The organism is Exiguobacterium sibiricum 7-3 (assembly GCF_000620865.1).
Lineage (GTDB): Bacteria > Bacillota > Bacilli > Exiguobacteriales > Exiguobacteriaceae > Exiguobacterium_A > Exiguobacterium_A sibiricum_A.
Window position 1 is genome coordinate 2,094,726 of sequence record NZ_KK211190.1, and the last position, 25,030, is coordinate 2,119,755.

Consider the following 25,030-nt stretch of genomic DNA (forward strand, 5'->3'; position numbering starts at 1 on the left):
TTTTTTTGCAATATATTGCACGCAAAAAGTTGCAAACTAACATTGGATGTTAAACCGCTCCACCTTGTAATAGAGGGCTCGTAAAGAAATCCCTAATTGTTTGGCCGCTTCAGTCTTGTTTCCATTCACGACATCAAGGGCTTCCCGAATCAATTGTTCTTCCAAGTACGACATCTCATCCGAAAGGTGTTTGATTTCTTTTTTTGGACGTTCCGATCGTTTCGGTGACGTCGGGACAACCAGTTGCAGATGACCTTTTCGTAAGACCTGTTCCGTTTTATCTGTAAAAATCAAAGCACGTCCAATGACATTTTCTAATTCGCGGACGTTTCCTTTCCACGTCTGTTTTCGAATGGCGTCCAACGCGTCTTCAGAAACCCGTTCGACGGATCGTCCGTAACTTTGATTCAATTTACGCAACAGATGCGTCGAGAGCGGAGCAAGATCGTCCGGCCGTTCACGAAGAGCCGGAATATGAATCGGTAACCGATTGATCCGATAATATAAATCTTCTCGGAACTCACCGGTAATGATTTTTTGCTCGAGATTCGCATTCGTCGCTGCAATGATTCGGACATCGACCGGGACCGCTTTCGCTCCGCCGACTCGAACGACTTCATTTTCCTGCAACACGCGTAATAATTTCGCCTGTACATCAAGCGGCAATTCACCGATCTCATCTAAAAACAATGAGCCGCCATGCGCTTCTTCGAAATATCCTCGTTTTCCGCCACGACGTGCTCCCGAGAACGCTCCTTCTTCATAACCAAATAATTCGCTTTCAAGCAGGCTCGGTGCAATCGCTGCACAATTGACCCGGACGAATTGTTCATACCGGCGATCACTTGCAGCATGAATCGCATGGGCAAACAATTCTTTCCCGGTACCGGACTCTCCCCGGATTAAGACATTAACCGGCATTGTCGCTGCAAGCTTCGCCTGGTCCACGACAAAACGCATCGATTCGCTTTCAGCGATAATGTCATCAAATGTGTATTTCGCTTCAAGCGTCCGGATTTTTTGTTTCGCAGCCTTCAATTCTTTTGTTAATGCCTTCATTTCCGAGATATCCCGGATGACACCGACTGACCCCCGTACTTGACCATCAACGACGACAGGAGCTGCATTGACGATGATGTCCCGTCTGTCTTGACCAATTTTCATCCGGGCATCCCGGACACTTTCTCCCGTTTCCAGCACCCGTAAATGAACTGATTCCTGCATGCCGATATCAGCACTTGCCGGTTTACCGATGACGTCATCCTCTGTATAACCGGTCATTCGCGTATATGCCGGATTGATCAGCATCGTTTCACCCGCTTGATCAGCGACTGAAATCGCTTCGCTCGTACAATGAATGATTGCTTCGAGCATCCGTTCCTTTTCTGCCAGCCGTTCAAGTAACACACGAACAAATTCTCCGGGTAAAACCGCTGCGTCCGGAAAATAATGAATCAATTGTTCAAGCACACCGTGTTCTCCGGTCGCGTCGATAATAAAATCAATGGCTGTGCCCTCAAAAGCCGTCCAAGTTTTTTCAACCCGAATCTGTCCCCGTTTTGCGAGTTGAACACCAATCGCGTGTTCGTCTGAATCAACGACCCCGATAACCGTCAACAAAGGCGAACGCTGAAAAGCATGTAATACTTCTGTTCCACCGCGCCCCGCACCAACAATCAAGAGATGATGCATTCTGATTCCCCCTTTGAAACTGCTTACATCTTTATCCTACCTGTATTAAAACAGGAGGGCAAATCGAATTCGCAGTCATATGGATTTTCTGATACAATACGCTTGGAAAGGGGTCACAATCATGCGAATCATCGGTTTATTATCTTTATTCATTCCAGGTATCATCGGCGCCATTGGCATCAAGCTGATGCGGGACAGTGTTTTCCTAAAAGCTCAGTTCCCCTTCCGGTATCTAGGGGATTCTGCCTATGTATATGTATTACAAGGGTTCACCGGCTTAGCGTTAGCCATCGGTGGGATCGGCTTCGTCGCCGGTTATGTTTTTTATCGTGATCGAAAACGAGGCAAGGTTTCCGAACGGTATCAAAAAAAATAAGCACACAAAAAGGTCCCCATCTCTTGAACTCATTTCAAGCGCGGGACCTTTTATTCATATAAAGTTGGTTTCACTTACGGATGAACTCCTCTCATAGTAGAACTATTCGTGTACTTCAAAACCATAGGTTGTCCTCTTAATGAAGAGGTTGAAAGAAATCAGATTTGGCTATCGAGCGATCGATAGAAAGATGAAGCTACTCCATTATCTGACTTTACTTGGACCTAGGTGAAGCATAATGTCATCCGCTTGACGCAGTCGATCATTCGGTTGCTAACATTCACTGCTAGACAACACTCCTTTTCACGAACTGTATTTGTTGCGGGTCTTGCTTGGTCTTGCTTGGTCTTGCTTGGTCTTGCTTGGTCTTGCTTGGTCTTGCTTGGTCTTGCTTGGTCTTGCTTGGTCTTGCTTGGTCTTGCTTGGTCTTGCTTGGTCTTGCTTGGTCTTGCTTGGTCTTGCTTGGTCTTGCTTGGTCTTGCTTGGTCTTGCTTGGACGTTTAATTTACGTTACCCTTCACTTTTCCCTTGCTTCGAAATCGTGAAGCTTCATACCCGTTTGAAATAACTTATCCAAAAAAGATATGAAATACCTTGGTAAACACTCTACCAAGAGAATGTCGTCCATCATTCTTGAGCCGTTTACAGGCGGCGACCTGAGATGAAATTTGTTGAACGGTTTTCCGGGAACCAATTCGACTCGACGTTCATCTGACGTCTTTCCAAATCATTTGGTACCTTTATTATAACAAACATTTCAGTTTGTGCAACATTTATTTAGTGAATATTCAGTTTTTATTTGTAAATCAAAAAAAACAGGCTTATTCGGATGCTTTCATCCGTACAAACCTGATTCTCTCTACTTAAGATCCGTTCATATGGTTTGACACATAAGAAATGAACTCGGAATTTTTGGGACTTTTCTGTTGTTCAATCCGTCCGTTGAATAAGGTATGTTCACTCATACCTTCTTTCCAAGCCGACTTAATCGCATGACGCATCGCCCGTTCGACACGCGAGGAGGTTGTTTGATGTTTTTTGGCAATCATCGGGTACAGTTCTTTTGTGATCAACCCCAATAAATCTTCTCGTTCCAGCACCATCAAGACTGCATCTTTTAAGTACGTGAACCCTTTGATATGCGGAGCAATCCCGATTTCCCGTAGCGTGGTCCCGACTTTCGTTTCGACCGGTTCTATTTGGTTCGTCTGTACGCCATGAACGACCAGGCGTATTTTATTGACAAGTTGATCTAAACTAAACGGTTTTAATAAAAAGTAGGCAGCGCCCAGTGAAACCGCTTGTTGCGATACTTCATCTTTTCCGAACGCACTTAACATGATGACAGCCGGACTGCTTTCATGATTCATCAATGCCTCCAAGACCCCTAACCCATCAAGATGAGGCATGATGATATCTAATAATAGAACGTCCGTCTCGACATGTTCCAATTTCTCCAGACAACTCTCGCCATTGTATGCGACACACACTACTTCCATGTCGTCTTGGGCAGATAGATGTTGCCGAATCAATTCGACCATCTCTCGGTTATCATCTGCAATCCCAACTCTAATCAATTGTTACACCCCATTTTTAAGCGATTCCTTCATATGCATTGCCTGTTCCATCAGTTCTTCCGCATGACGCAATGTCAAGTCCGTCATATGTGTACCGGAAATCATCCGTCCCAGTTCATTTCCGCGTTCCGAGTCAGTCAGTACGTTGACCTGTGTCGTCGTCCGGTCCGTCTCTTCAATTTTGCGAATATACAAATGTTGATCCGCAATGGAAGCGACTTGAGGCAAGTGGGTGATACACAACACTTGACTGTCGATTGACAGACGATAAATCTTTTCCGCCATTGCTTGGGCGACACGTCCGGATACCCCTGTATCCACCTCATCAAAGATAATCGAGGCCACACCGACTGAACGTGAGAAAATCGATTTCAGTCCCAGCATGATACGCGACAATTCGCCGCCGGAAGCGACTTTCCCCAGAGACTTAAACGGTTCTCCAGCATTAGTCATGATATAGAACTCAACAAAATCGATTCCGTTTCTACGTAAAGTGGGTACCTTCCCATCCTGTAAAAAACGAATTTCAAATCGGGCTTTTTCCATATACAACTGACGTAGCTCGAGATGAATCGCTTCGCCTAAAAGATGCGCTGCTTTTCTCCGGACCTGTGACAACTCGCCACCGATTTCGAACAGTTCCGTTTCCAACTGTTCCACTTCTGTTTTCAGTTTCTCAATCCGCTCATCCCGATTCGTCATCGTATCCAGTTCCACACCGATTTTTTTCCCGTATGCGATGACTTCTTCAATCGTCGCCCCGTATTTTCGTTTCAATTGTTGGAATACTGACAGACGAAGTTCGATTTCATCAAGCCGATTCGAATCAAATTCCAATGTTTCGAGTTGATCACGGACCGCATACCCGACTTCCTCTAGCGCATAAAACGCATTCGCCAGTGTATCACTTTGACCAGAAAACTCATCATCGATACTTGATGCCTGCTGAAGCTCACGCATCGCATCTCCTACGGAATCGATACCGCGTCGTTCATCATGCAACGCATCGTAAGCCGCACTGAGAGAGGCGTGAAGTTTTTCGAAGTTCGCCAACCGGTTTCGTTCGCTCAACAACTCTTCTTCTTCTCCTTTTCGGAGTTTCGCACTGTCGATTTCTTCCGTTTGAAAAGACAACAAATCGATGCGTTGAGCTAATTCCTGCTCGCTTTGCGCCAACGCTTGTAAGGCATCGCGTTTTTCTTCATACTGCTGAAAACGTTCCTGATACCGTTCGAGAATCGGAGAAATCGTCGCATGTCCGAAATCATCCAAAATCGTTTGATGATACGTACTTTCCATCAAATGTTGATGTTCATGCTGACCATGCAGGTCGACAAGTGCCCGTCCGAATTCCCGTAAGATCGTCAACGTGACTAATTTATGGTTGACGCGACAGACACTTTTCCCGGAAGCAAACAAATCACGTCGTAAAATGATCATGCCGTCTTCCATGTCGATCCCGTACTCTTCGGCTAACGTGTATGCCATGTGACCGTCTTCAATCATGAAGAGACCTTCTAATTCAGCCTTGTCCTCACCATACCGAACAAATTCAGCTGATCCGCGACCACCAATCAGTAATCCAATCGCATCCAGCACGATCGATTTGCCGGCTCCTGTCTCTCCGGTCAAGACCGTCATACCTTTTTTAAAATCAATCTGTAGCTGGTCAATGATTGCAAATTGTTTTATCGATAGTTCAGCTAACATCATGTCAACTCCTTACAACATTCCTAAAATACGTTCGGTCACTTCCGTTGCTGCTTCTTCGTTTCGTGTAATCATTAGTATCGTATCATCTCCACAGACCGTACCGAGCAACTCCGGCCAATTTAAATGATCCAGGAGGACGCCTAATGCGTTGGCATTCCCTGGTAAGACATGCATGACAATCAAATTTTGAGCAGAATCAATCGAGATGAAGCTATCTCCGAGTAATCGGCGTAACTTTCCAAGTGGATTGAATCGCTGATCAGCAGGCAAACTGTATTTATATCTTCCATCATTTAACGGTACTTTTACGAGATGGAGTTCTTTAATGTCTCGAGAGACGGTAGCCTGCGTTACTTTATACCCTGCATTTCGAAGTTCCTCGACCAGTTCATCCTGTGTTTCGATTTCTGACTGCGTAATGATTTCCCGAATCTTGATTAACCGTTGCCCCTTTGTCATCCTTGCACCTCACAGTTTTTCTTCACTGATACTATTGTAATCCAATAATTCGATAAAAGTCCATGCTTGCCCTATTCATTCCTGCCAAATCAAAAACAGACCCCATCATCTTTGAAGGAGCCTGCTTGGAAATCAATTGGTCTTACAACGCGGCATGTGCCAGGCGAACCGTTTCAAGTGGATCAACCGCCTCTTCCATTCCCGGTGTCTTGAGTTGAGCATGTAAAAGAAATTCAATATTGCCTTCACCACCCGTGATCGGTGAAAAATCTAATTGTTTGACGTAAAACCCTTCTCGGACAAAGAAATCAACCATCTCTTTGAGTACCCGATCGTGAATCCGTTCATCCCGAACAATCCCTTTTTTACCGACATCATCCCGCCCCGCTTCAAACTGTGGTTTGACGAGCGCAATGACATCCCCCCCCTGAGCTAGAATGGCTTTTAAGGGCGGAAGGATTAATCGGAGCGAAATGAAGGAGACATCAATGGTCGCAAAACTTGGCTGAATCGAAAACATGTCTGGTGTCGCATGGCGGAAATTTGTTTTCTCCATTGCCGTCACACGATCGTCCGAACGTAATTTCCAGTCCAGTTGATTTGACCCGACATCAAGCGCATACATATGTGCAGCCCCATTTTGTAAGGCGCAATCCGTGAACCCGCCTGTTGAAGAGCCGATATCAAGACCAATCCGTCCGGACACATCGATATCGAATACAGCAAGTGCTTTCTCCATCTTATATCCACCACGACCGACATATGGCATGACCTGACCTTTAACCGTCAAATCAATGTCTGATTTTACTTTTTCACCGGCTTTTTCCAATCGTTCTGTTCCACTGAATACAAGACCTGCCATAATGGTCCGTTTTGCTTTTTCACGTGTTTCACATAGACCGCGCTCGACGAGTAAGACGTCTAGGCGGATTTTTTTTACAGTTTCCATGAATCGTTACACACTCTGTTTCTTTCCTTGATTGACAAACGAGCGAACTTCTTCCGCAATCTGTCCAGGTAATAATCCGATTTCTTCTAACAATTCGTTGACGCCGCCGTGTTCGATATACCAATCCGGAATACCAAATCGTTTGACGCGCGGGAAGGCTTCCTGTTCATTGGCATGTTCGAGAACAGCTGAACCGAATCCACCTTTAAGCACCGCTTCTTCAAGCGTTACAAGCGGAATTCCTTCTGCATATAAAGCAGTCAACATTTTTTCATCCAGTGGTTTGATCGTCCGGGCATTGATGACCCGTACCGATAACTCGCCTTCAAGAAGTTCCGCGATTTTCAGGGCGTCTTGCACTTGTGGACCAAACGCCATGATGGCGACATCCGTTCCTTCACGTTCCACGTCCCATGTATCAAGCGAAATCTCACGGAGTGTCTCATCCATTGGAACACCGATTCCTTCTCCACGCGGGAAACGGACAGCAATCGGTCCTTCGTATTTAACAGCCGAATAGAGAAGATGTTGTAGTTCATTCTCATCCTTCGCCATGACAATCCGAATATTCGGCACGTGACGCATGAAGGCGATATCAAAGACACCTTGGTGTGTCTCACCATCAGCACCCACAAGACCAGAACGGTCGATTGTAAACGTGACATCCAGGTTCTGACGCGCAACGTCATGAACGAGTTGGTCATATGCGCGCTGGAAGAAGGTCGAGTAAATCGATACGACTGGCTTCATCCCTTGTGTTGCCTGACCCGCAGCAAACGTCACGGCATGTTGTTCCGCGATTCCGACATCAAACATCCGCTCCGGGAATTCTTTTTCAAAACAATCCAGTTTCGATCCAACACTCATTGCCGGCGTAATCAGTGTCAGCTTTTCATCCTCACGGGCCATCTTCGTCAACGTATCTGCTACTGTAAACGAATAGCTTGGTGCTTTTGATTTCCCTTTGATGACTTCACCCGACTCGATTTTGTACGGTCCAAGACCATGCCATGTACCGATGCCGTCGTATTCTGCCGGACGGTAGCCTTTTCCTTTTTTCGTGATGACATGAAGCAAGACAGGTCCTTCTTCTTTCTTCACATAATTCAGCTGTTCAATTAAATCGGTCAAATCATGACCATCGACTGGTCCGTAATAATTGAAACCGAGTTCTTCAAAGAACATGCCGGGAACAAGTGCTCCTTTGACAGCTTCTTTAATTTTCTCTCCGCCTTTTTCAAGCTTTCCGCCGATTAAAGGAATTTTTTTAATCAATGTTTCCAGCTCATCTTGTGCATAACGGACTTTGCGGGAAGAACGGATTCTACCTAACATCTGATGCATCGCCCCGACATTCGGTGCAATTGACATCTCATTGTCGTTTAAAATGACGATGACGTTTTGTTGCTCCGCACCGATATGGTTCAATGCTTCGAGTGCCATTCCGCCTGTCAATGCACCATCCCCGATGATGGCAATCGCCCGGTCATCGTTTCCTTTTAATTCATTTGATACAGCAATCCCCATCGCTGCCGAAAGTGAAGTCGAGCTGTGTCCAGTTTCCCAGACATCATGGACGCTCTCGTTGCGTTTCGGGAACCCACACAACCCTTTATGTTGCCGTAACGTATCAAACTGACCTGCCCGTCCTGTCAGAATTTTATGCACGTATGCTTGGTGTCCGACATCCCAGACGAATTTATCGTTTGGACTGTCAAATTCACGGTGAAGCGCCAACGTCAGTTCAACGACACCTAAATTCGGTGCCAAATGTCCACCTGTTGTTGCTAGTTCTTCAATCAAAAAGCGTCGGATGTCGCCTGCGAACAGTTCTAATTCCGAGACTGACATACGCTTTAAAAATGACGGATCCTGTATCTCTGTCAACTTCATACCTTACCGCCTCTTTCCCTTGCATTCTTATATGGTTTGTACCCTACATTGTACTAGAACAATCTTGCGAATGCCACATTCCCGGCGCATAAAAAAAGACGGCATACTACGCCGCCTCTCTTAATGGTCACGCTTGACGACGAAGTCGAGCAAATCCTTAAGCGGTGCCGCTTCGACGGAAAGAGCTTCGATTGCTTCATTTGCTGCCGTCACTTGGGCTGCAAGTGCCCGTTCCGCTCCGTCAAGACCTAGTAGTTTTGGATAAGTTGCTTTGTCATTTCCTTCATCACTGCCAACCGGTTTTCCGATTTTATCAGCGTCTCCGGTCACGTCCAAGATGTCGTCTTGAATCTGAAACGCAATCCCCAGATGAAGACCATACCGTTTCAAATGTGCGAGATCCTCATCCGCGACTCCGGCTAAAATACCGCCTGCTTCGACCGCAAAAATCAGCAGCGCTCCCGTTTTCCGACGGTGAATCGACTCGAGTTCCTCCGCGTCATTGATTCCTCCACGCTCACCCAGCATATCGTCTAATTGACCGCCGACCATTCCGGCTGCACCTGCCGCTGTTGCGAGTCGCTCGAGCAATTTCACTTTAACTTCTGCTGTCGCCTTGGTCTCGAGTAAACATGTAAAGGCATTCGTGAGTAACGCATCTCCAGCGAGAATCGCAGTCGCTTCATCAAATTGAATATGATTCGTCGGACGTCCGCGTCGCATGTCATCATCATCCATCGCCGGTAAATCATCATGAATCAACGAATATGTATGAATCATCTCAAGGGCTGCTGCCGTAGCGTCACCCATCTTGCGGTCGATCCCATACGCATCAAGGACAGCATAAATCAATGCTGGCCGGACACGCTTTCCGCCTGCATCAAGCGAATAACGCATGGCTTCCCGTAGACGTTCTGGTGCTTCTAGACGAGTCATGAATGTTTCCAGTGCTTGTTCCACTTGCGTTTTCCACTCTGTTAAGACAATCATTGTGATCCCCCTTTTTCACGTAACGTGCCGTCTTGTTCCAAGATTTGATCCAACCGTTGTTCTGCCGTCGACAGTTTCCCTTGACAGAGTGCCGTCAATTTGACACCTTCCTCGTACAAATTCATCGCTTGTTCAAGCGGTGCTTCACCCGCTTCCAGTAATTCGACGATTTCTTCCAACCGCTCTAAAGCTGCTTCAAAGGATTGTTCTGTTTCCATCTTCTTCATCCTCTCGTTTCGCTAGGATACTCCCGTCATGAAACTGAACCCGGAAGGTCTGATCTGACAATTCTGCTACGGAGCGGACGAGTCGTCCATCCTGCTCGACGTATGTATATCCACGAAGCATGACTTGCGTCGGACTGACCGAGTCGAGACGGGCAATCATTTGATGGAGCCGATCCTGCTTCGAGCGAATAATGGTGTGAATCCGTTCTAGTTGTTTTCGTGTCCGAATCAATTGGCGCTTTTGTTCTGCCAGACGTTCTTGCATCGCGATCCGTGCGAAACGGTTCACCTGATCGGTCAACGCTTGTTGTTTCGTCTGCAACACTTGCTTCCCGATTCGATGAAGTCCCATCTCTGCCCGGTCCAACCGTTCTTGTTTTAAACCTAACAAGACCCGAGGAGATTTCAATCCGTAACTTGTTGCCAACCGGTTGACTTGATCTTTACGTTCGTTGATGTACTGAGCGTAATGTCGTGTCAATCTTCGATTCAGCTCATTGAGACGCTTCTCGAGTTCTACTGCCTCAGGCGTCACGAGTTCTGCCGCGGCTGTTGGTGTCGCCGCCCGGACATCAGCAACAAAATCAGCAATCGTAAAGTCTGTTTCATGACCGACCGCTGACACAATCGGAATCCGCGACTGATGAATCGCCGTCACAACCGACATTTCGTTGAACGCCCACAGTTCCTCGATTGATCCGCCCCCCCGACCGATAATCATCACATCACACGCTTGATGTTCATTCATTGCTTCAATGGCACGGACGATTTGGGGTGCTGCGTCTTTTCCCTGGACCAGCACAGGTGCAAAGACGATGGCGGCTTGCGGATAACGCCGACGTAACGTCGTCGCGATGTCATGCAAGGCTGCCCCCTTCGGTGATGTCACGATTCCGATTTTTTGCGGGAATGCCGGCAACGGCAGTTTCTGTTCCGACTCAAACCAGCCTCGGGCTTCGACATCCTCTTTCAATCGGACATAGGCTTCGTAGAGGGCGCCTACGCCGTCTTCCATCATCCGTTCGACGTAGAGTTGCATCTCACCCGATGCGACATATACTGAAATCCGCGCCGTTATGATGACGCGTGCACCGTCCCGGATGTCCGTTTTGACACGGCCGGCATCGCGGGCGAACATAACGGCTTTCATCCGCGACTGTTCGTCTTTCAACGTAAAATAAAGGTGACCGGAAGAGTGTCGTTTAAAGTTCGACACTTCTCCCACCACCTGAACTTGTTGGAGCAACGAGTCATTCTCGAGTTCCCGCTTCACGTAATGGACGAGTTCGGAAACCTGAAGAGGATTCGTCATTTCGCTGCCTCAATCGTATTATGAAGCAACATTGTAATCGTCATCGGTCCGACCCCACCTGGAACTGGTGTAATCATCGAGGCGACCTCTTTCACAGCTTCAAATTCGACATCTCCGACCAACTTCCCGTCTACCCGGTTGACACCGACATCGATGACAACGGCATCCGGTTTGACCATGTCGGCCGTAATCAGTTTTGGTACACCGACAGCGACAATCAAAATGTCCGCCTGACGGGTCATGGCACCGAGATCAGCAGTTTTCGAGTGACAATACGTCACCGTCGCCGATTCATTTAAGAACAGCATGCCGACCGGCTTTCCAACAATTTGACTTCGACCGACGACAACAACATGGCGACCGGCAATCGGTACGTTCATTTCCTTGACGAGGTGAAGAATTCCGTTCGGTGTACACGGCAAGAAGGTCGGTTCACCAATCATCATTTTCCCGACTGAGACAGGATGAAATCCATCGACATCTTTTTCCGGTGAAATGGCGAAGATGACCTTACTCTCATCAATATGCTTTGGCAAAGGCAATTGAACCAAAATACCGTGTACGCTTGCATCGGCATTTAAACGTTCGATCAAGTGAAGCAATTCCGATTCCTTCGTCTCTTCTGATAGTCGAATCAAGTCAGAATCCATCCCAATCTCTTGTGCCGCTTTTTCTTTACCACGGACATACGATTGGCTGGCTGGATCTTCCCCAATTAAGATGACGGTCAGCTTCGGTTGAATACGTTGTTCTTTCAGACGTGCGACTTCTTCTTTCAGTTTCAAACGATACGATTGTGCGACTTGTTTCCCATCGATTACGACTGCCATGATTTTGTCCACTCCCCAAAAAATATTCACTTCACTCTTTGCCTGATCAAACTTCTCTGTTTAAGTTCAGTTGCTTTGCGGATTTTCTTTCAAACCGTTTTGTTCCACCTCTTGTGCTACTTTTCCTAACACACCGTTGACGATTTTTGTTGCTTCTTCGTCGGCAAAAGCTTTTGTTAATTCAATCGCTTCATTGATCGTTACACGGACTGGAATTTTAGCTTCAAATAACAGTTCATAAACCGCAAGACGAAGAATCGTCCGTTCGATGTTTCCAAGACGTTCAAATGACCAGTTCACGAGCGCGGCACGCAACTTTTGATCAATTTCCGGTTTATTGGCTTCGACACCCTCGACCAATTGTGTAACAAACGTATCATATTCTTTACCTTCTACTGCGAATTCAATGGCTTCTTGGGCAGACAGATCCGAGAGTTCCATTTGGAACAAAGACTGTACTGCAAGTTCGCGCGCCATATGTCTTTTCATCATGATTTTACGTGCTCCTTTTTTTATCGTTCTCAATCAATTAGTTTAGCACATTCTTTTTTCAAAAAACATAGAGAACGGCAAAAAGACGGGAGTTAAATACAATCGACTCCCGCCCACGATCACTTCACGATTTCTGCTTTTAGTTCACGCTCTGTAAATTTCGTCGTAAACGTTCCACGACGGAATACGGGATGTGCCAAGACTTTTTGATGGAACGGAATCGTCGTTTTGACACCTTCGATCCAAAACTCGGACAGTGCTCGCTCCATCTTCGCACATGCTTCTTCACGTGTTTCGGCATGAACAATCAGTTTTGCGACCATTGAATCATAGTACGGGGGAATCATATATCCCGGATACACTGCGCTATCGATTCGGACGCCCATTCCTCCTGGCGCAACGTATTGGGTGACTCGTCCGGCGTGCGGACGGAAATCGTGATCCGGATCTTCTGCATTGATCCGGCATTCAATCGAATGCCCACGGAATTCAATATCCTGTTGCTGAACAGCCAATGGATGATCTAGCGCCACTTGGAGCTGCGCCTGGACGAGATCGAATCCCGTAATCATTTCCGTCACCGGATGTTCAACCTGGATCCGCGTATTCATTTCCATGAAGAAAAATTCTTCCGTCTCTTCAACAAAGATGAATTCGATCGTCCCGGCTCCCGTATAGTCAATCGCCTTCGCCGCTTTGACCGCCGCTTCCCCCATCTTCAAACGTGTTTCAGGACTAACAGCCGGCGATGGTGCTTCCTCAATCAATTTTTGCATCCGTCGTTGGACGGTACAATCGCGTTCCCCAAGATGAATCACGTTTCCGTGACGATCGGCAAGTACTTGGACTTCGACATGACGGAACTCTTCGATAAAGCGTTCGAGATACACTTCGCTGTTGCCGAATGCCTGTTTCGCCTCACGGCGTGTTTCATCCAGACCGGTCACGAGTTCTTCCTGTGAACGGGCGACACGAATGCCTCGTCCACCTCCGCCGGCAGTCGCTTTGATGATGACGGGGTAGCCGATTTCTTCGGCTAACTGTAATGCTTCATCATCTGTAACCGTCCCGTCAGAACCCGGTACGACAGGTACACCGCAGGCAATCATCGTTTGTTTCGCAACATCCTTGATTCCCATCTGACGGATGGCGGCTGATGTCGGTCCAACGAACTTGATGCCACATGCTTCACACATCTCGGCAAAATCAACATTCTCCGCCAGGAATCCGTAGCCCGGATGGATCATCGTGACGTTCCGATTGGTCGCAACAGCCAGGATATTCGTGACATTCAAGTAGGAAGCAGTCGAACTGACATCTCCGATACAATATGCCTCATCTGCTAAACGGACATGCAGCGCATCACGGTCCGCAGTCGAATAAACAGCAACCGTCTGAATTCCGAGTTCTTTTGCCGCTCGAATGATTCGGACCGCAATCTCGCCTCTGTTCGCTATTAAAAGTTTTTCCATTGCCATCACCCCGCTCAAGGACGAATCCGGAAGAGCGGTTGTCCGAATTCAACAAGGTCTCCATCTGCGACGAGAATTTCGACGACTGTTCCGGCTACTTCCGAGTTCAGATTATTAAATAGTTTCATTGCTTCTAGCACACAGACAATTTGACCGACTTCGATTTGATCGCCGACTTTGACGAAAGACGGTTTGTCCGGATTCGGACGTGAATAAAACGTTCCGACCATCAATGCATTAATGGTCACCGTATCTGCTTCGGTATTTGGTTCTTCCGTTGCGGATTCCGTGACGGCTACTGGAGCTTGCGGCGCTGGTGCTGCCACCGGAGCCGGTGCTTGATGGGAAACAACGATGTTATCATTTTGTTTTTTTAATTTTAACTTATACGTGTCGGTTTCAAGAGAAAGTTCATTGACACTCGATTGGTCCAACATTTCGAGTACTTGCTTCAACTGATCGATTTTCATTTTTCTTCATCCCCTATCTCAACATTCACCTTTATTATTATACTTTAATATTATACCAGGTGCTAATGCCTACTCAAATACTAATATTAACTGGTCATACCAAAGGACGCAAGTCAAGACAAGAGGAAAAAAACGCCTATCCACCCAAGACGAGGATGAATAGACGTTTCGAAAGTTTGATTATCCGTTGTAACGCCCTGTGAAATCACCAGTACGTGTATCAACTGTTACTTTTTCTCCTGCTTCGATGAAGAGTGGCACATGGATGATATGTCCCGTCTCAACTGTTGCATTTTTCTTGACGTTTGATGCTGTATCGCCTTTGACACCAGGCTCTGCCTCAACAATTGTCATGACGATCGTATTCGGAAGCTCGATTCCGAGGACTTCGCCGTTGTAGATCGCAATTTGAACTTCCATGTTTTCAAGAAGGAACGGGAGTGCCGCTTCGACTTGAACCGTTGTCAATTCGAGTTGCTCGTATGATTCTGTATCCATGAAGACATACGTTTCACCCATCGGATAAAGGTATTGCATTTTGTTCCGTTCGATGTGGGCACGTTCGACACGTTCGCCACCACGGAATGTCATTTCTTGAATGTTTCCGTTTCGGATGTTACGCATTTTTGTCCGCACGAATGCTGCACCTTTACCTGGTTTAACATGTTGGAATTCAAGGACCTGCCAAATCATTCCGTCTGATGTTTTAATTGTAAGTCCTGTTTTTAAATCGTTTACTGATACCATGAAAAGTTCCTCCTAAATGTTGATCTTGCCGTTTTTACAGTGTGATGAGTTCTTTTGGTGAAGACGAAAGAATTTCACGCCCTGATTCGGTGATCAAGACGTCATCTTCAATCCGACATCCTCCGACTTGCGGTACGTAAATTCCCGGTTCAACCGTAACAATCATACCAGGTTGCAGTTTCGTTTCAGAACGGAACGATAATCCTGGTCCTTCATGTACTTCTAACCCAATTCCATGACCCGTCGAATGACCGAAATATTTCCCATATCCTGCATCCTTGATGATGTCACGTGTCAACGCGTCCGCTTCGATTCCCGTGATTCCTGGACGTAATCCGTCAACGCCTGCGAGTTGCGCTTGAAGGACGGTATCGTAAATCTTCTGCAACTCTGGACTGATTGGTCCGATAGCAACAGTACGCGTGATGTCCGAGACGTATCCGTTCAGAAGCGCACCAAAATCAAGCGTCACGAGTTCACCTGACTGAATCACTTTCGAACTGGCGACACCGTGCGGTAACGCCGAACGATAACCAGATGCAACAATCGTATCGAATGACGAAGACGTCGCACCTTGTTTACGCATGAAGAATTCGAGTTCGTTCGAGACTTCCAGTTCTGTCCGACCAGCTTGAATATACGTCAAGATGTGGTGGAACGTCGCATCTGCTAAATCCACCGCTTCCTTAATCATCTTAATCTCTGATGAATCCTTAATCAAGCGTAGGTTTTCAACGATTCCTGTCGTCGGAACCAATTCCACAGCGGATGCCTGATCGAATGCTTCGAATGAGCCAAGTGTCATCGCATCTTTTTCGACACCGACTGCACGCACACGGGCCCCCGCCATCAATTCACCCATCGTTTCCGGAATCGATCGTTCAATCTGAACGATTTCCATTCCCTTTACTTGGTCAGCTGCTTGTTCCGTATAACGGAAATCCGTTACAAAATAAGCTTGTTCCGCCGTCACGAGACATGCGCCACTCGAACCGGTGAATCCAGAAATATACCGGATATTTTCTGCCTTCGTGACGAGAAGACCTGGTAAATCACGTTCCTTGAGAGCCGTTTGGAGTGCTTCGATACGATGTTTCATGTCTGTTTCCCCCTTTTATTATGTAGACGGTTGAATCAATGCCTCGACCGCGAGCAGATACCCCGTCATCCCTAAGCCGCTGATGACACCTCGGCAAACCGGTGCAAGCATCGAATGATGCCGAAATGCTTCACGTGCATGAACGTTTGATAAATGAACTTCAATCGTCGGTACGTCAATTGCCGCAATCGCATCACGCAACGCAATACTCGTATGCGTGTAAGCCGCCGCATTCAAGACGATCCCGTCATATCCGCGTGCTCCATGTAAATAATCGATCAATTCCCCCTCATGGTTCGACTGGGCAAATTGAAAATCAATGTCCTTAAAACGAGTTTTGATCAGACCTTCCAAATCCGATAAAGTTTGCGCCCCATATGTATCCGGTTCCCGTGTCCCAAGCAAATTCAAGTTCGGTCCATTCAAGACTAATATCCGCATTTCATCACCTCCAGATTGTCTTTGTCATTGTATCATAAGTCGTTTTCCGTCTCCTAAATTTTCGACCGGCATCGACAGCTGAGCATAGTGTTTTTTCCCTAAATCGAGTAAAATAACGGTACACGATATTTTATTTGAAGATGGGATGCGTTGCTCTATGAAAACTGCTCAAGCGCCCGTCGGTGGACAAGCCATCGTCGAAGGTGTCATGTTCCAAAATGCTACACATGCCGTCTCAGCCATTCGTCGAAATGACGATACGATCGAAACGTTTGAACAAAAAAAACCGATTCGACCACGGATCGCCGTCGGTAAAAAAATCCCTTTGATCCGCGGGCTGTTCGCTTTGGTCGAATCTTCAGCAAACGGAGCAAGTCATATGAACTTTGCAAGTGACCGGTACGGTGTCAAACCGGGTGAAGAAGAGCCCGAAGATGCTTCCCAAGGACAATTGACGAAATGGCTCGGCGTCGCCGTACTCGGTGTCTTGTCGTTCTTTTTCGGAAAATTGTTATTCACGTTATTACCTGCTTTTCTTGCCTCACTTTTCAGCTACTTCCCGGCGTTATCCGGACATTTGGTTCAAAACGTGCTGGAAGCCTTAATCAAGTTGACCTTGCTGTTCAGTTATCTCTATCTGATTTCCTTGACCCCACTCGTCAAACGGCTGTTTCAATATCATGGTGCGGAACATAAAGTCATCAACTGTGTCGAGAGCGGGCAGGCATTGACGGTCGAAAATGTCCGGACAAGCAGCCGCCTGCATTACCGGTGTGGTTCGAGTTTCTTGATTTTCACTGTCATCGTCGGATTTTTCGTTTATTTAATCGTACCGACTGATCCATTATGGTTACGTCTCGTTTGTCGGATTGCGTTATTGCCTGTCGTCATCGGTCTTTCGTTTGAAGTTTTACAATTAACAAATAAAGCGCAAAACATTAAAGGGTTACGCGTCATCGCCTTACCCGGCCTGTGGTTACAGTACTTGACGACGAAAGAACCGGATGATTCTCAAATCGAGGTTGCGATTTACGCGTTTGAAGCACTCGAAAAACAGGAACATAACCTACATGAGAATGCACTTGGTTAATTGATAACAGGGGTGATAATATGATTAGACAACGGATTGGCTCTACATTCGCACTTGTCGTGTTACTGTTTGCGTTCGTCGGCTTTGGATATAAGCTAGCTAATGATCCCGGTAGTCTGTTTTCACAATTACTGTTTTTTGCGATTACAGCTGGAATCATCTTCTTGCTGTTTAAATTTTTAACACGAAACAGCGTCAGCAGCGGTACGAACTCACAATATCGGAAATCTGTTGCTCAGTCTAAAAAAATGCATGCCAAGAACAATCCTCCTCCCCGTCGGACAGATATTAAGAAGAAACCGGTTAAAACGACAAAAACGGCCACTTCTAATAAAGTCCGTCCCCTTCGCGACCGATCAAAAGCACCACATTTGACTGTCATTGAAGGGAAAAAAGGCAAAAAGAAAAAACGTGCTTTTTAAACACATCAACAGTAGCTGTGTGCCGATGAGGCCACACAGCTACTGTTTTTTTAACTAAATTTAGCGAGAATTCCCCACCTCTAAGCGTCTCAGGGTGGGAACCACCCGATGAGCTTGGTAAATAATCGTAGCTAGTAAAAGTACGGTCTTCCCAAGAAGCGCCCGCTTCAATTTGCGCAGCAAATAAGTGGTGAGTAGTTCACTCCGTCTCGACCCAACCAACGTATGGCAGGTTCCGGTATTCTTCTGCACAGTCAATTCCATAACCGACTACAAAATAATCAGGAATCTCAAATCCGACATAATCTGCGTCTAACGGCACTTCCCGTCGTGCAGGCTTGTCGAGTAACGTACAAATCTTCAGGACACCCGGTTTATGCAGTTTCATGTGTTCACATAAAAAACTTAATGTATGCCCGGTATCGATGATATCCTCGACGACGACAACATACTTCCCTTCGACATCAAGGTCCAGGTCTTTTTTAAGCTGAACGCGTCCTGACGAAACCGTTTTGGCGCCATACGAAGAACAGGCGACTGTATCGATTTGGACACTTCCTTTGATTTCGCGCATCAAATCGGCAGCAAACACCATCGAACCTTTCAATACGACGACTAAAACAATTTGGCGTCCTGCCGCATCACGTTCGATTGCAGCGGCAAGCTCTTTTACTTTTAACGCAAGCTCTGACTCCGATATTAACTTTTCTTTAATCACGATTTCCATAACCGGATGGATACCCATCCGTCACCCCCTTCGATGATTTCACGGTCAGTATAGCATATCCGACCCCAATTAACCGTACTATAACGATATTTCATTATAAATCGTTCGTCTTTTAAGGTAAATGAGATAAAAAAAACAAGTACACTCATTCTTCTGGGTGTACTTGCTGATGTTTTTGAAATTCTGCTTGTAATTCTGGACGTTCGGCAAAAAACTGAATCATCCCGTTGATTTTATCGAGTGCTTCAATACTGATATGATGCTCGATCCCTTCAACATCTTTGTAAATCAAAGATTCATCCACTCCGACGAGACGCAGAAAATCTTCTAACAACGCATGACGTTCGACAAGACGTTTTCCGATTTTCCGTCCTTTTGCCGTCAACATCAATCCGCGGTATTTTTCATACACGAGGTATTCTTCCCGGTCCAACTTCTGCACCATCTTTGTCACAGACGATGGATGAACACCTAACAGTTCTGCAATATCGGATACACGGGCATATCCTTTTTCTTCAATCAAAATATAGATTTGTTCTAAATAATCTTCCATGCTCGGAGTCGGCACGACATCACCTTCCAATCCATCTCTTTAGCGCTTCCAGTTCCATTCTTCACTACGGTACTTCTCTGCCAACCGCTCAATTTCCTGCCATTGATGCGCTGTGAACTCTAGAGGTGTGAAGGTCAATTGAAGTGCATCTTCAAACCCTTTTAAAAATGCGACACGGACTTCATCGAATGAGACAGAACGTCCTGCAAGCTCATTCAAGGCAACCGCTTTTCCGGAAAATCGTGCTTTCATCCGTTCACGCATTGTTTCGTCTTCATACATAAAACAATCAAACAATTCCCCTTCATCGACAGACAGCGGCACAGAACCATGTTGCAACACGACGCCTTGATGACGAACTTGTGCACTTCCGGCCACTTTCCGTTTTCCGACCGCAAGTTCGTAGTACGATGCGGCATCAAAACAGACGGCAGACTTCGGTTTTCGCAATTCTTCCTTTTCTTCTTCTGTCATCGGTACCGAAAATTCAACAGGAATACCTAAATGATGATACCCCTTACGGATTCCTTCTGTCAGCATCCGGTAACTTTCAATGACGGTTTTCGGGACGCCTTCCATCTGTTCAGGAAGAATCACGCTGTATGTCAATTCATCTGCATGTAAGACAGCTCGTCCCCCGGTCATCCGACGAACGATCGGAATACCCAGTGCTTCAATCCGTTTTCGATCAATATCGTTTGTCGCCCGTTGAAAATGACCGACACTTAATCCTCTTGGTTCCCACGAATAAAAACGAAGCGTCGGCGCCACTTCGCCGCGACCGACAAAACCGATTAAGGCTTCGTCAATCGCCATATTTAATGCCGGTTCCATTCTTTCCGTCGTCAATACTTGCCACTCTCTGATCAAGTGAACACCCCCAGAAACGTTTCCGTATTAGTGTATCAGACCCTTTCTATCCTGCGCAACGACGAGTCGATTGCCGAAATCGATTTCGTTTACTATAATGGTAAAGATGTTATATGAACGAAGGGGTTGGAACTTAGATATGGAAATCAGTACAATCATCACGATCGTCTTATGGGTAGCCTTGATTGCTTATATCGTATGGCGCTTCATGCCGGTGAAAGGAATCACGAAGCTCTCACAAGATGAATTCCGGGCAAACTACCGGAAAGCACAAATTGTGGATGTCCGCGAGACACAAGAATTCAAAGGTGGTCACATCATCGGAGCGCGTAACATACCGGTCAGTCAGATGAAAATGCGTTCTAAAGAATTACGTAAGGACATGCCGATTTATTTATACTGCCAAGGCAACATGCGTTCATCACAAGCGGCCAAAGTCTTAAAAAAAGCCGGTTATACGAACTTGTATCAACTCAAAGGCGGATTCAAGCAATGGACTGGAAAAGTCAAACGTAGCTGATTCCTTTTACTTCATAATAAAAAACCATCCCCGTCAACAGAGACGCGGGATGGTTTTTTGTTTAGACGTGAACTTCTTGTTTCGGCTGGTAACGTAAAATCGGCTTACGTGCTGCCAATGTCTCGTCCATTCGTTTGACGACCGTCGTATGCGGTGCGTTCAAGACGACGTCCGGCGTCTCTTCGACTTCTTTGGCGATTTGGAGCATCGCATCACAAAATGCATCAAGCGTCTCCTTCGATTCTGTTTCCGTTGGTTCGATCATGATACACTCTTCCACATTCAACGGGAAGTAAATCGTCGGTGGATGGTATCCAAAGTCAAGCAGACGTTTGGCGATATCGAGCGTCCGTACACCAAGTGCTTTTTGACGGCGTCCCGATAAAACAAACTCGTGTTTGCAATAGACATCATAAGGGGCATCATATGCGCCCTTCAGACGTGCCAGCATGTAATTGGCATTCAAGACGGCTTCTTTTGAAACGCGGGCAAGCCCTGCGCCTCCCATCGTCCGGATATAACTGTAGGCCCGGACGTTGATGCCGAAGTTTCCATAAAACGGTTTGACGCGGCCGATTGATTCCGGACGATCGTAATCGAGGACAAAACCATCCGCTGTTTTGGCAACGATCGGTTTTGGCAGATACGGAATCAAGTCTTGTTTGACACCGACCGGACCTGAACCCGGACCGCCGCCTCCGTGAGGACCCGTAAACGTCTTATGGAGATTCAAGTGGACGACATCAAAGCCCATATCTCCCGGACGTGCAATTCCCATAATCGCGTTTGAGTTCGCGCCATCGTAATACAGCTTCCCGCCGGCTTCGTGGACCGCTTTCGCAATCTCCACGATATCCGATTCGAACAAGCCGAGTGTATTCGGATTCGTCAGCATCAATGCTGCCGTGTCTTCTCCGACTTTACTCTTTAAGTCAGCTAAATCCACTAATCCACGCTCGTCAGATAAGACGGTCACCGTATCAAAACCGGCGACAGATGCCGATGCCGGATTTGTTCCGTGGGCTGAGTCTGGAACCAGGACCTTCGTCCGTTTAAAGTCTCCCCGCGCATGATGATACGCTTTGATTAACATTAACCCCGTCCACTCACCGTGTGCTCCCGCTGCCGGTTGTAACGTTACTTCATCCATACCAGTAATGACCGCAAGTTTCTCTTGTAAGTCGTACATCAGCCCAAGAGCACCTTGTACGCTCTCAACCGGTTGCAACGGGTGGATATGGGCAAATCCCGGGAGACGCGCCATATCTTCATTGATTTTCGGATTGTATTTCATCGTACAGGAACCAAGCGGATAAAAACCGGAATCGACTCCGTGATTTCGGTTCGAAAGGGCCGTATAGTGACGGACAAGATCCAGTTCCGATACTTCCGGCAACTCCACATCCTCTTGGCGTAACAAATGCGCAGGCAACAATTCTTCCGCCGCTACTTCGTCAACCGTCGGAAGCGGTAAACTGTAGGCGACACGACCGGCTTTTGAAATTTCAAAAATCAATGTCTGTTCACTAGTTTTATGCATGAGTCAGTCCTCCTAACGCAGTCACGAATTGATCCAATTCTTCTTTTGTCCGTAGTTCAGTCGCACAAACGAGCATTTGGTTGCTCCGGCTTTCATCAAACGTACCAAGCGGCAGTCCACCGATGATTTCGGCTTTTAATAACTGTTTGCTCGCTTCTGTCGCATCGATCGGCAGTTCAACGACAAATTCATTGAAGCTCGGACCGTCGTCCACGATGTGGAACCCTGCTTTTACTAATGACTTTTTCAACGCATATGCTGTCTGAAGATTACGGGTTGCCAGTTCACGGATTCCGCGTTTCCCGAGTGCACTCATTGCGATGGATGCAGCCAAAGCGTTTAATGCCTGGTTCGAACAGATATTCGAAGTCGCTTTATCACGACGGATGTGTTGTTCACGTGCTTGTAACGTCAGGACGAACCCGCGTTTTCCGTCTTCATCGACTGTCTGACCGACAAGACGTCCCGGAATTTTTCGCATCAAGGCTTTTGTCGTCGTGAAGTATCCACACGTCGGTCCACCAAAGCTCTGTGGAATGCCGAACGGTTGGCAGTCCCCGATCGTAATGTCGGCGCCGAGCTTACCGGGCGCCTCTAACAAACCGAGCGCAAGCGGATTGGCCGAGACAATGAATAGACCGCCTTTCGCATGTGTCGCGTCGGCCAGTGCCTGTAAGTCTTCGACACGTCCATAGAAGTTCGGATACTGTACGATGACGCAGGCGACATCATCCAGTGCATCCAGGTTCGCAATCGCCGTTTCCCCATTCACGAGCGGTAGTGTCTCGACTTCAAGTCCGGGACCGTTTGCATATGTCCGTACGACATCGCGCGCTTCCGGATGGACGCCATCCGAGAGAACGATTGTTTTTTTCTTCTTGTGGGCACAGGCAAGTATCGCCGCTTCAGCCAGTGCGGTGATCCCGTCGTACATGGAAGAGTTCGCGACATCCATTCCCGTCAGTTCACAAATCATCGTTTGGTACTCAAAGATTGCCTGCAGCTCCCCCTGGGAAATTTCAGGCTGATACGGCGTGTACGCCGTGTAGAACTCAGACCGGAGTAACATATGATTCACTACAGCCGGTGCATAGTGGTCATAAATGCCGGCACCGAGGAACGACGGATACTGCTTCGTATTCATGTTTTGATCGGCAAGTTTCGAGAGCGTTCGAATCAAGTCAGTTTCCGGTAGCGGAATGCCCACTTCTTCCAACGTCCCTTGGTCGCGTACACTTGCCGGAATATCGGCAAGCAGGTCTTCAATCGAGTCTGCACCAATCGTCTGTAACATTTCTTTTTCATCTTCTTGCGTCATCGGTAAATAACGAAAATCCATCTTTTATGTCCCCCTTATTTGCTCCGGCGATAGAATGGCGTATCAATTCGTTTTGCTGCCAGTTTTTTTCCGCGTACTTCGATTTCAAATGTTTCCTCGGTCGCATATTGCGTCGGCACAAGTGCTAACGCAATGGCTTTACCGATTGTCGGCGGTAATGTACCTGTCGTAACGAATCCGACAGTTTCCCCGTTTACCAAAACAGGAGCATCTTGACGAGCGATCCCTTTATCCGTCAGTTCAAGACCGATTAATTGACGGCGCGGTCCGTCTTCTTTCTGTTTCAATAAGGCTTCCGATCCGACAAATGACTTCACTTGCGGTTTGACGGCAAATCCCATCCCTGCTTCAATCGGTGAAATCGTCGCCGATAACTCGTGTCCGTATAACGGCAGGCACGCTTCAAATCGTAACGTATCCCGGGCACCCAGCCCGCATGGTACGACATCCGCTTCCAATAAAGCATTCCAGACCGCTGATGCGTCTGCTGACGGCATATACAATTCGAAGCCGTCTTCCCCTGTATAACCGCTGCGTGATACCAGCATCTCGACTCCAGCCATTTCTCCTTGCGCAAAGCGGAAAAATTTGATGTCTTCCAGCTTGAGTGCCGTCAGTTCCTGCAACACTTCAACAGCTTTTGGACCTTGAACGGCAATTTGACCGTAGGCATTCGATTGATTTTCAAGCAACACGTCCCCCGTCAGATACTGACGTAAGTGTGCTTCATCTTTCTCGATGTTGGATGCATTGACGACGAGCAGGTAATCCTGTTCGTCCAAACGATATACCAACAAATCGTCTACTGTCCCGCCGTCTTCTTGACATAAGACGTTGTATTGAGCCTGTCCGATCGCAATCTTCGAGATATCATTCGACAGCGTCTGTTGCAAAAACGCTAACGCATCTGATCCGGAAACAAATAACTCGCCCATATGGGATACATCAAACATCCCGACACGTTCCCGTACCGCTGTATGCTCTTCCTTGATGGATGAAAACAGAACTGGCATTTCAAACCCTGCAAAATCGACCATTTTCCCCGTTGGTGCAATGATGTCGAACAATGGCGTTCTCTTCAATGTCGTCTGACTCATACTTTTCCCCCTAATTACGAACATTTTCAATTCCTTTTCTCTTTATTGTTCAACTTTCAATTACATTCTACCAATTTCGAATCTTTTATTCTAGGTTTATTCGGAAATTGAACAAAAGGAAAGAGAGAAAGGA

At 46.9% G+C, this 25,030-nt stretch carries 27 protein-coding genes; 5 read left to right on the forward strand and 22 right to left on the reverse strand.

What is annotated here, in order from left to right; genetic code table 11:
* Positions 1-36 precede the first annotated feature (36 nt).
* Positions 37-1,692, reverse strand: a complete 1,656-nt coding sequence (locus P402_RS0111905; protein WP_026828900.1) for a sigma-54-dependent Fis family transcriptional regulator — start codon at positions 1,690-1,692, stop codon at positions 37-39.
* Between the two features lie 121 nt (positions 1,693-1,813).
* Here P402_RS0111905 and P402_RS0111910 point away from each other — a divergent pair, with 121 nt between their 5' ends.
* Together P402_RS0111910 and P402_RS17200 are read left to right on the forward strand one after the other, a co-directional pair.
* The gene (locus tag P402_RS0111910; protein ID WP_034769960.1) at positions 1,814-2,068 is read left to right on the forward strand and encodes a DUF2627 family protein; all 255 of its coding nucleotides are present in this window, start codon (positions 1,814-1,816) and stop codon (positions 2,066-2,068) included.
* A 228-nt stretch (positions 2,069-2,296) separates the two neighbouring features.
* Positions 2,297-2,572, forward strand: a complete 276-nt coding sequence (locus P402_RS17200; protein ID WP_152538834.1) for a hypothetical protein — start codon at positions 2,297-2,299, stop codon at positions 2,570-2,572.
* A gap of 359 nt (positions 2,573-2,931) precedes the next feature.
* Here the strand turns inward: P402_RS17200 and spo0A are convergent, their stop codons facing one another.
* The 15 genes from spo0A to aroQ form a co-directional block, all read right to left on the reverse strand.
* On the reverse strand, positions 2,932-3,645 hold the full coding sequence (gene spo0A / locus P402_RS0111915) for a sporulation transcription factor Spo0A (protein ID WP_081776648.1): 714 nt from the start codon (positions 3,643-3,645) through the stop codon (positions 2,932-2,934).
* 3 nt (positions 3,646-3,648) lie between these two features.
* Positions 3,649-5,355, reverse strand: a complete 1,707-nt coding sequence (recN, locus tag P402_RS0111920; protein ID WP_026828903.1) for a DNA repair protein RecN — start codon at positions 5,353-5,355, stop codon at positions 3,649-3,651.
* Positions 5,356-5,367: 12 nt separating this feature from the next.
* Positions 5,368-5,817, reverse strand: a complete 450-nt coding sequence (ahrC, locus tag P402_RS0111925) for a transcriptional regulator AhrC/ArgR (protein ID WP_012369814.1) — start codon at positions 5,815-5,817, stop codon at positions 5,368-5,370.
* Between the two features lie 142 nt (positions 5,818-5,959).
* Positions 5,960-6,766, reverse strand: a complete 807-nt coding sequence (locus P402_RS0111930; protein WP_026828904.1) for a TlyA family RNA methyltransferase — start codon at positions 6,764-6,766, stop codon at positions 5,960-5,962.
* A 6-nt stretch (positions 6,767-6,772) separates the two neighbouring features.
* The gene (gene dxs / locus P402_RS0111935; RefSeq protein WP_026828905.1) at positions 6,773-8,659 is read right to left on the reverse strand and encodes a 1-deoxy-D-xylulose-5-phosphate synthase; all 1,887 of its coding nucleotides are present in this window, start codon (positions 8,657-8,659) and stop codon (positions 6,773-6,775) included.
* Positions 8,660-8,779: 120 nt separating this feature from the next.
* Positions 8,780-9,649, reverse strand: coding sequence for a polyprenyl synthetase family protein (locus P402_RS0111940; protein ID WP_026828906.1), 870 nt, complete (start codon positions 9,647-9,649; stop codon positions 8,780-8,782).
* Positions 9,646-9,867, reverse strand: a complete 222-nt coding sequence (gene xseB / locus P402_RS0111945; protein ID WP_026828907.1) for an exodeoxyribonuclease VII small subunit — start codon at positions 9,865-9,867, stop codon at positions 9,646-9,648. Before xseB ends, P402_RS0111940 begins: the two co-directional genes overlap by 4 nt.
* Positions 9,845-11,188: an exodeoxyribonuclease VII large subunit gene (gene xseA, locus P402_RS0111950; RefSeq protein ID WP_026828908.1), complete on the reverse strand. Its 1,344-nt coding sequence runs from the start codon at positions 11,186-11,188 to the stop codon at positions 9,845-9,847. The genes xseB and xseA overlap by 23 nt, the downstream gene beginning before the upstream one ends.
* On the reverse strand, positions 11,185-12,018 hold the full coding sequence (gene folD / locus P402_RS0111955; RefSeq protein ID WP_081776650.1) for a bifunctional methylenetetrahydrofolate dehydrogenase/methenyltetrahydrofolate cyclohydrolase FolD: 834 nt from the start codon (positions 12,016-12,018) through the stop codon (positions 11,185-11,187). The genes xseA and folD overlap by 4 nt, the downstream gene beginning before the upstream one ends.
* A 66-nt stretch (positions 12,019-12,084) precedes the next feature.
* Positions 12,085-12,510, reverse strand: coding sequence for a transcription antitermination factor NusB (gene nusB / locus P402_RS0111960; protein WP_081776651.1), 426 nt, complete (start codon positions 12,508-12,510; stop codon positions 12,085-12,087).
* Positions 12,511-12,629: 119 nt separating this feature from the next.
* Entirely contained in the window at positions 12,630-13,982 is a 1,353-nt protein-coding gene (gene accC, locus P402_RS0111965) for an acetyl-CoA carboxylase biotin carboxylase subunit (protein WP_034769968.1), read from the reverse strand.
* Positions 13,983-13,996: 14 nt separating this feature from the next.
* Positions 13,997-14,452, reverse strand: a complete 456-nt coding sequence (accB, locus tag P402_RS0111970) for an acetyl-CoA carboxylase biotin carboxyl carrier protein (RefSeq protein ID WP_026828912.1) — start codon at positions 14,450-14,452, stop codon at positions 13,997-13,999.
* A gap of 180 nt (positions 14,453-14,632) precedes the next feature.
* Positions 14,633-15,199 carry an elongation factor P gene (efp, locus tag P402_RS0111975; RefSeq protein WP_026828913.1) on the reverse strand — a complete coding sequence of 189 codons (567 nt, stop codon included), beginning with the start codon at positions 15,197-15,199 and terminating at the stop codon, positions 14,633-14,635.
* A gap of 34 nt (positions 15,200-15,233) precedes the next feature.
* A complete protein-coding gene (locus tag P402_RS0111980) occupies positions 15,234-16,298 on the reverse strand; it encodes a M24 family metallopeptidase (RefSeq protein ID WP_026828914.1) in 1,065 nt (354 codons plus the stop codon).
* Positions 16,299-16,316: 18 nt separating this feature from the next.
* Positions 16,317-16,739 carry a type II 3-dehydroquinate dehydratase gene (gene aroQ, locus P402_RS0111985; RefSeq protein ID WP_026828915.1) on the reverse strand — a complete coding sequence of 141 codons (423 nt, stop codon included), beginning with the start codon at positions 16,737-16,739 and terminating at the stop codon, positions 16,317-16,319.
* Positions 16,740-16,896: 157 nt separating this feature from the next.
* Here aroQ and P402_RS0111990 point away from each other — a divergent pair, with 157 nt between their 5' ends.
* Together P402_RS0111990 and P402_RS0111995 are read left to right on the forward strand one after the other, a co-directional pair.
* Positions 16,897-17,829 carry a DUF1385 domain-containing protein gene (locus P402_RS0111990; RefSeq protein ID WP_026828916.1) on the forward strand — a complete coding sequence of 311 codons (933 nt, stop codon included), beginning with the start codon at positions 16,897-16,899 and terminating at the stop codon, positions 17,827-17,829.
* Between the two features lie 20 nt (positions 17,830-17,849).
* The gene (locus P402_RS0111995) at positions 17,850-18,251 is read left to right on the forward strand and encodes an SA1362 family protein (RefSeq protein ID WP_026828917.1); all 402 of its coding nucleotides are present in this window, start codon (positions 17,850-17,852) and stop codon (positions 18,249-18,251) included.
* A gap of 199 nt (positions 18,252-18,450) precedes the next feature.
* Here P402_RS0111995 and hpt read toward each other — a convergent pair whose 3' ends face one another.
* From hpt to P402_RS0112010, 3 genes are all read right to left on the reverse strand, one after another.
* Positions 18,451-18,978 (reverse strand): hypoxanthine phosphoribosyltransferase, encoded by a 528-nt coding sequence (gene hpt, locus P402_RS0112000; protein WP_026828918.1) that lies wholly within the window; start codon positions 18,976-18,978, stop codon positions 18,451-18,453.
* A gap of 145 nt (positions 18,979-19,123) precedes the next feature.
* The gene (gene mntR, locus P402_RS0112005) at positions 19,124-19,546 is read right to left on the reverse strand and encodes a transcriptional regulator MntR (RefSeq protein ID WP_034770295.1); all 423 of its coding nucleotides are present in this window, start codon (positions 19,544-19,546) and stop codon (positions 19,124-19,126) included.
* Between the two features lie 24 nt (positions 19,547-19,570).
* Positions 19,571-20,401 (reverse strand): lipoate--protein ligase family protein, encoded by an 831-nt coding sequence (locus P402_RS0112010; protein WP_081776652.1) that lies wholly within the window; start codon positions 20,399-20,401, stop codon positions 19,571-19,573.
* Between the two features lie 139 nt (positions 20,402-20,540).
* Here P402_RS0112010 and P402_RS0112015 point away from each other — a divergent pair, with 139 nt between their 5' ends.
* Positions 20,541-20,921, forward strand: a complete 381-nt coding sequence (locus P402_RS0112015) for a rhodanese-like domain-containing protein (RefSeq protein ID WP_026828921.1) — start codon at positions 20,541-20,543, stop codon at positions 20,919-20,921.
* A 61-nt stretch (positions 20,922-20,982) separates the two neighbouring features.
* Here P402_RS0112015 and gcvPB read toward each other — a convergent pair whose 3' ends face one another.
* Genes gcvPB through gcvT form a run of 3 tightly spaced genes read right to left on the reverse strand, consistent with a single transcriptional unit; the run spans position 20,983 to position 24,897 of the window.
* A complete protein-coding gene (gene gcvPB, locus P402_RS0112020) occupies positions 20,983-22,461 on the reverse strand; it encodes an aminomethyl-transferring glycine dehydrogenase subunit GcvPB (RefSeq protein WP_026828922.1) in 1,479 nt (492 codons plus the stop codon).
* Positions 22,454-23,800: an aminomethyl-transferring glycine dehydrogenase subunit GcvPA gene (gcvPA, locus tag P402_RS0112025; RefSeq protein WP_026828923.1), complete on the reverse strand. Its 1,347-nt coding sequence runs from the start codon at positions 23,798-23,800 to the stop codon at positions 22,454-22,456. Before gcvPA ends, gcvPB begins: the two co-directional genes overlap by 8 nt.
* A 14-nt stretch (positions 23,801-23,814) precedes the next feature.
* Positions 23,815-24,897, reverse strand: coding sequence for a glycine cleavage system aminomethyltransferase GcvT (gene gcvT / locus P402_RS0112030; protein WP_026828924.1), 1,083 nt, complete (start codon positions 24,895-24,897; stop codon positions 23,815-23,817).
* Positions 24,898-25,030: the final 133 nt, after the last annotated feature.

What these genes read in the sequence shown, in the direction of transcription:
- P402_RS0111905 (WP_026828900.1), bottom strand. Translation starts at nt 1,692, where the DNA reads ATGCATCATCTCTTGATTGTTGGTGCGGGGCGCGGTGGAACAGAAGTA.
- P402_RS0111910 (WP_034769960.1), top strand. Translation starts at nt 1,814, where the DNA reads ATGCGAATCATCGGTTTATTATCTTTATTCATTCCAGGTATCATCGGC.
- recN (WP_026828903.1), bottom strand. Translation starts at nt 5,355, where the DNA reads ATGTTAGCTGAACTATCGATAAAACAATTTGCAATCATTGACCAGCTA.
- ahrC (WP_012369814.1), bottom strand. Translation starts at nt 5,817, where the DNA reads ATGACAAAGGGGCAACGGTTAATCAAGATTCGGGAAATCATTACGCAG.
- P402_RS0111930 (WP_026828904.1), bottom strand. Translation starts at nt 6,766, where the DNA reads ATGGAAACTGTAAAAAAAATCCGCCTAGACGTCTTACTCGTCGAGCGC.
- dxs (WP_026828905.1), bottom strand. Translation starts at nt 8,659, where the DNA reads ATGAAGTTGACAGAGATACAGGATCCGTCATTTTTAAAGCGTATGTCA.
- P402_RS0111940 (WP_026828906.1), bottom strand. Translation starts at nt 9,649, where the DNA reads ATGATTGTCTTAACAGAGTGGAAAACGCAAGTGGAACAAGCACTGGAA.
- xseB (WP_026828907.1), bottom strand. Translation starts at nt 9,867, where the DNA reads ATGGAAACAGAACAATCCTTTGAAGCAGCTTTAGAGCGGTTGGAAGAA.
- xseA (WP_026828908.1), bottom strand. Translation starts at nt 11,188, where the DNA reads ATGACGAATCCTCTTCAGGTTTCCGAACTCGTCCATTACGTGAAGCGG.
- folD (WP_081776650.1), bottom strand. Translation starts at nt 12,018, where the DNA reads ATGGCAGTCGTAATCGATGGGAAACAAGTCGCACAATCGTATCGTTTG.
- nusB (WP_081776651.1), bottom strand. Translation starts at nt 12,510, where the DNA reads ATGATGAAAAGACATATGGCGCGCGAACTTGCAGTACAGTCTTTGTTC.
- accC (WP_034769968.1), bottom strand. Translation starts at nt 13,982, where the DNA reads ATGGAAAAACTTTTAATAGCGAACAGAGGCGAGATTGCGGTCCGAATC.
- accB (WP_026828912.1), bottom strand. Translation starts at nt 14,452, where the DNA reads ATGAAAATCGATCAGTTGAAGCAAGTACTCGAAATGTTGGACCAATCG.
- efp (WP_026828913.1), bottom strand. Translation starts at nt 15,199, where the DNA reads ATGGTATCAGTAAACGATTTAAAAACAGGACTTACAATTAAAACATCA.
- P402_RS0111980 (WP_026828914.1), bottom strand. Translation starts at nt 16,298, where the DNA reads ATGAAACATCGTATCGAAGCACTCCAAACGGCTCTCAAGGAACGTGAT.
- aroQ (WP_026828915.1), bottom strand. Translation starts at nt 16,739, where the DNA reads ATGCGGATATTAGTCTTGAATGGACCGAACTTGAATTTGCTTGGGACA.
- P402_RS0111990 (WP_026828916.1), top strand. Translation starts at nt 16,897, where the DNA reads ATGAAAACTGCTCAAGCGCCCGTCGGTGGACAAGCCATCGTCGAAGGT.
- P402_RS0111995 (WP_026828917.1), top strand. Translation starts at nt 17,850, where the DNA reads ATGATTAGACAACGGATTGGCTCTACATTCGCACTTGTCGTGTTACTG.
- hpt (WP_026828918.1), bottom strand. Translation starts at nt 18,978, where the DNA reads ATGGAAATCGTGATTAAAGAAAAGTTAATATCGGAGTCAGAGCTTGCG.
- P402_RS0112015 (WP_026828921.1), top strand. Translation starts at nt 20,541, where the DNA reads ATGGAAATCAGTACAATCATCACGATCGTCTTATGGGTAGCCTTGATT.
- gcvPB (WP_026828922.1), bottom strand. Translation starts at nt 22,461, where the DNA reads ATGCATAAAACTAGTGAACAGACATTGATTTTTGAAATTTCAAAAGCC.
- gcvPA (WP_026828923.1), bottom strand. Translation starts at nt 23,800, where the DNA reads ATGGATTTTCGTTATTTACCGATGACGCAAGAAGATGAAAAAGAAATG.
- gcvT (WP_026828924.1), bottom strand. Translation starts at nt 24,897, where the DNA reads ATGAGTCAGACGACATTGAAGAGAACGCCATTGTTCGACATCATTGCA.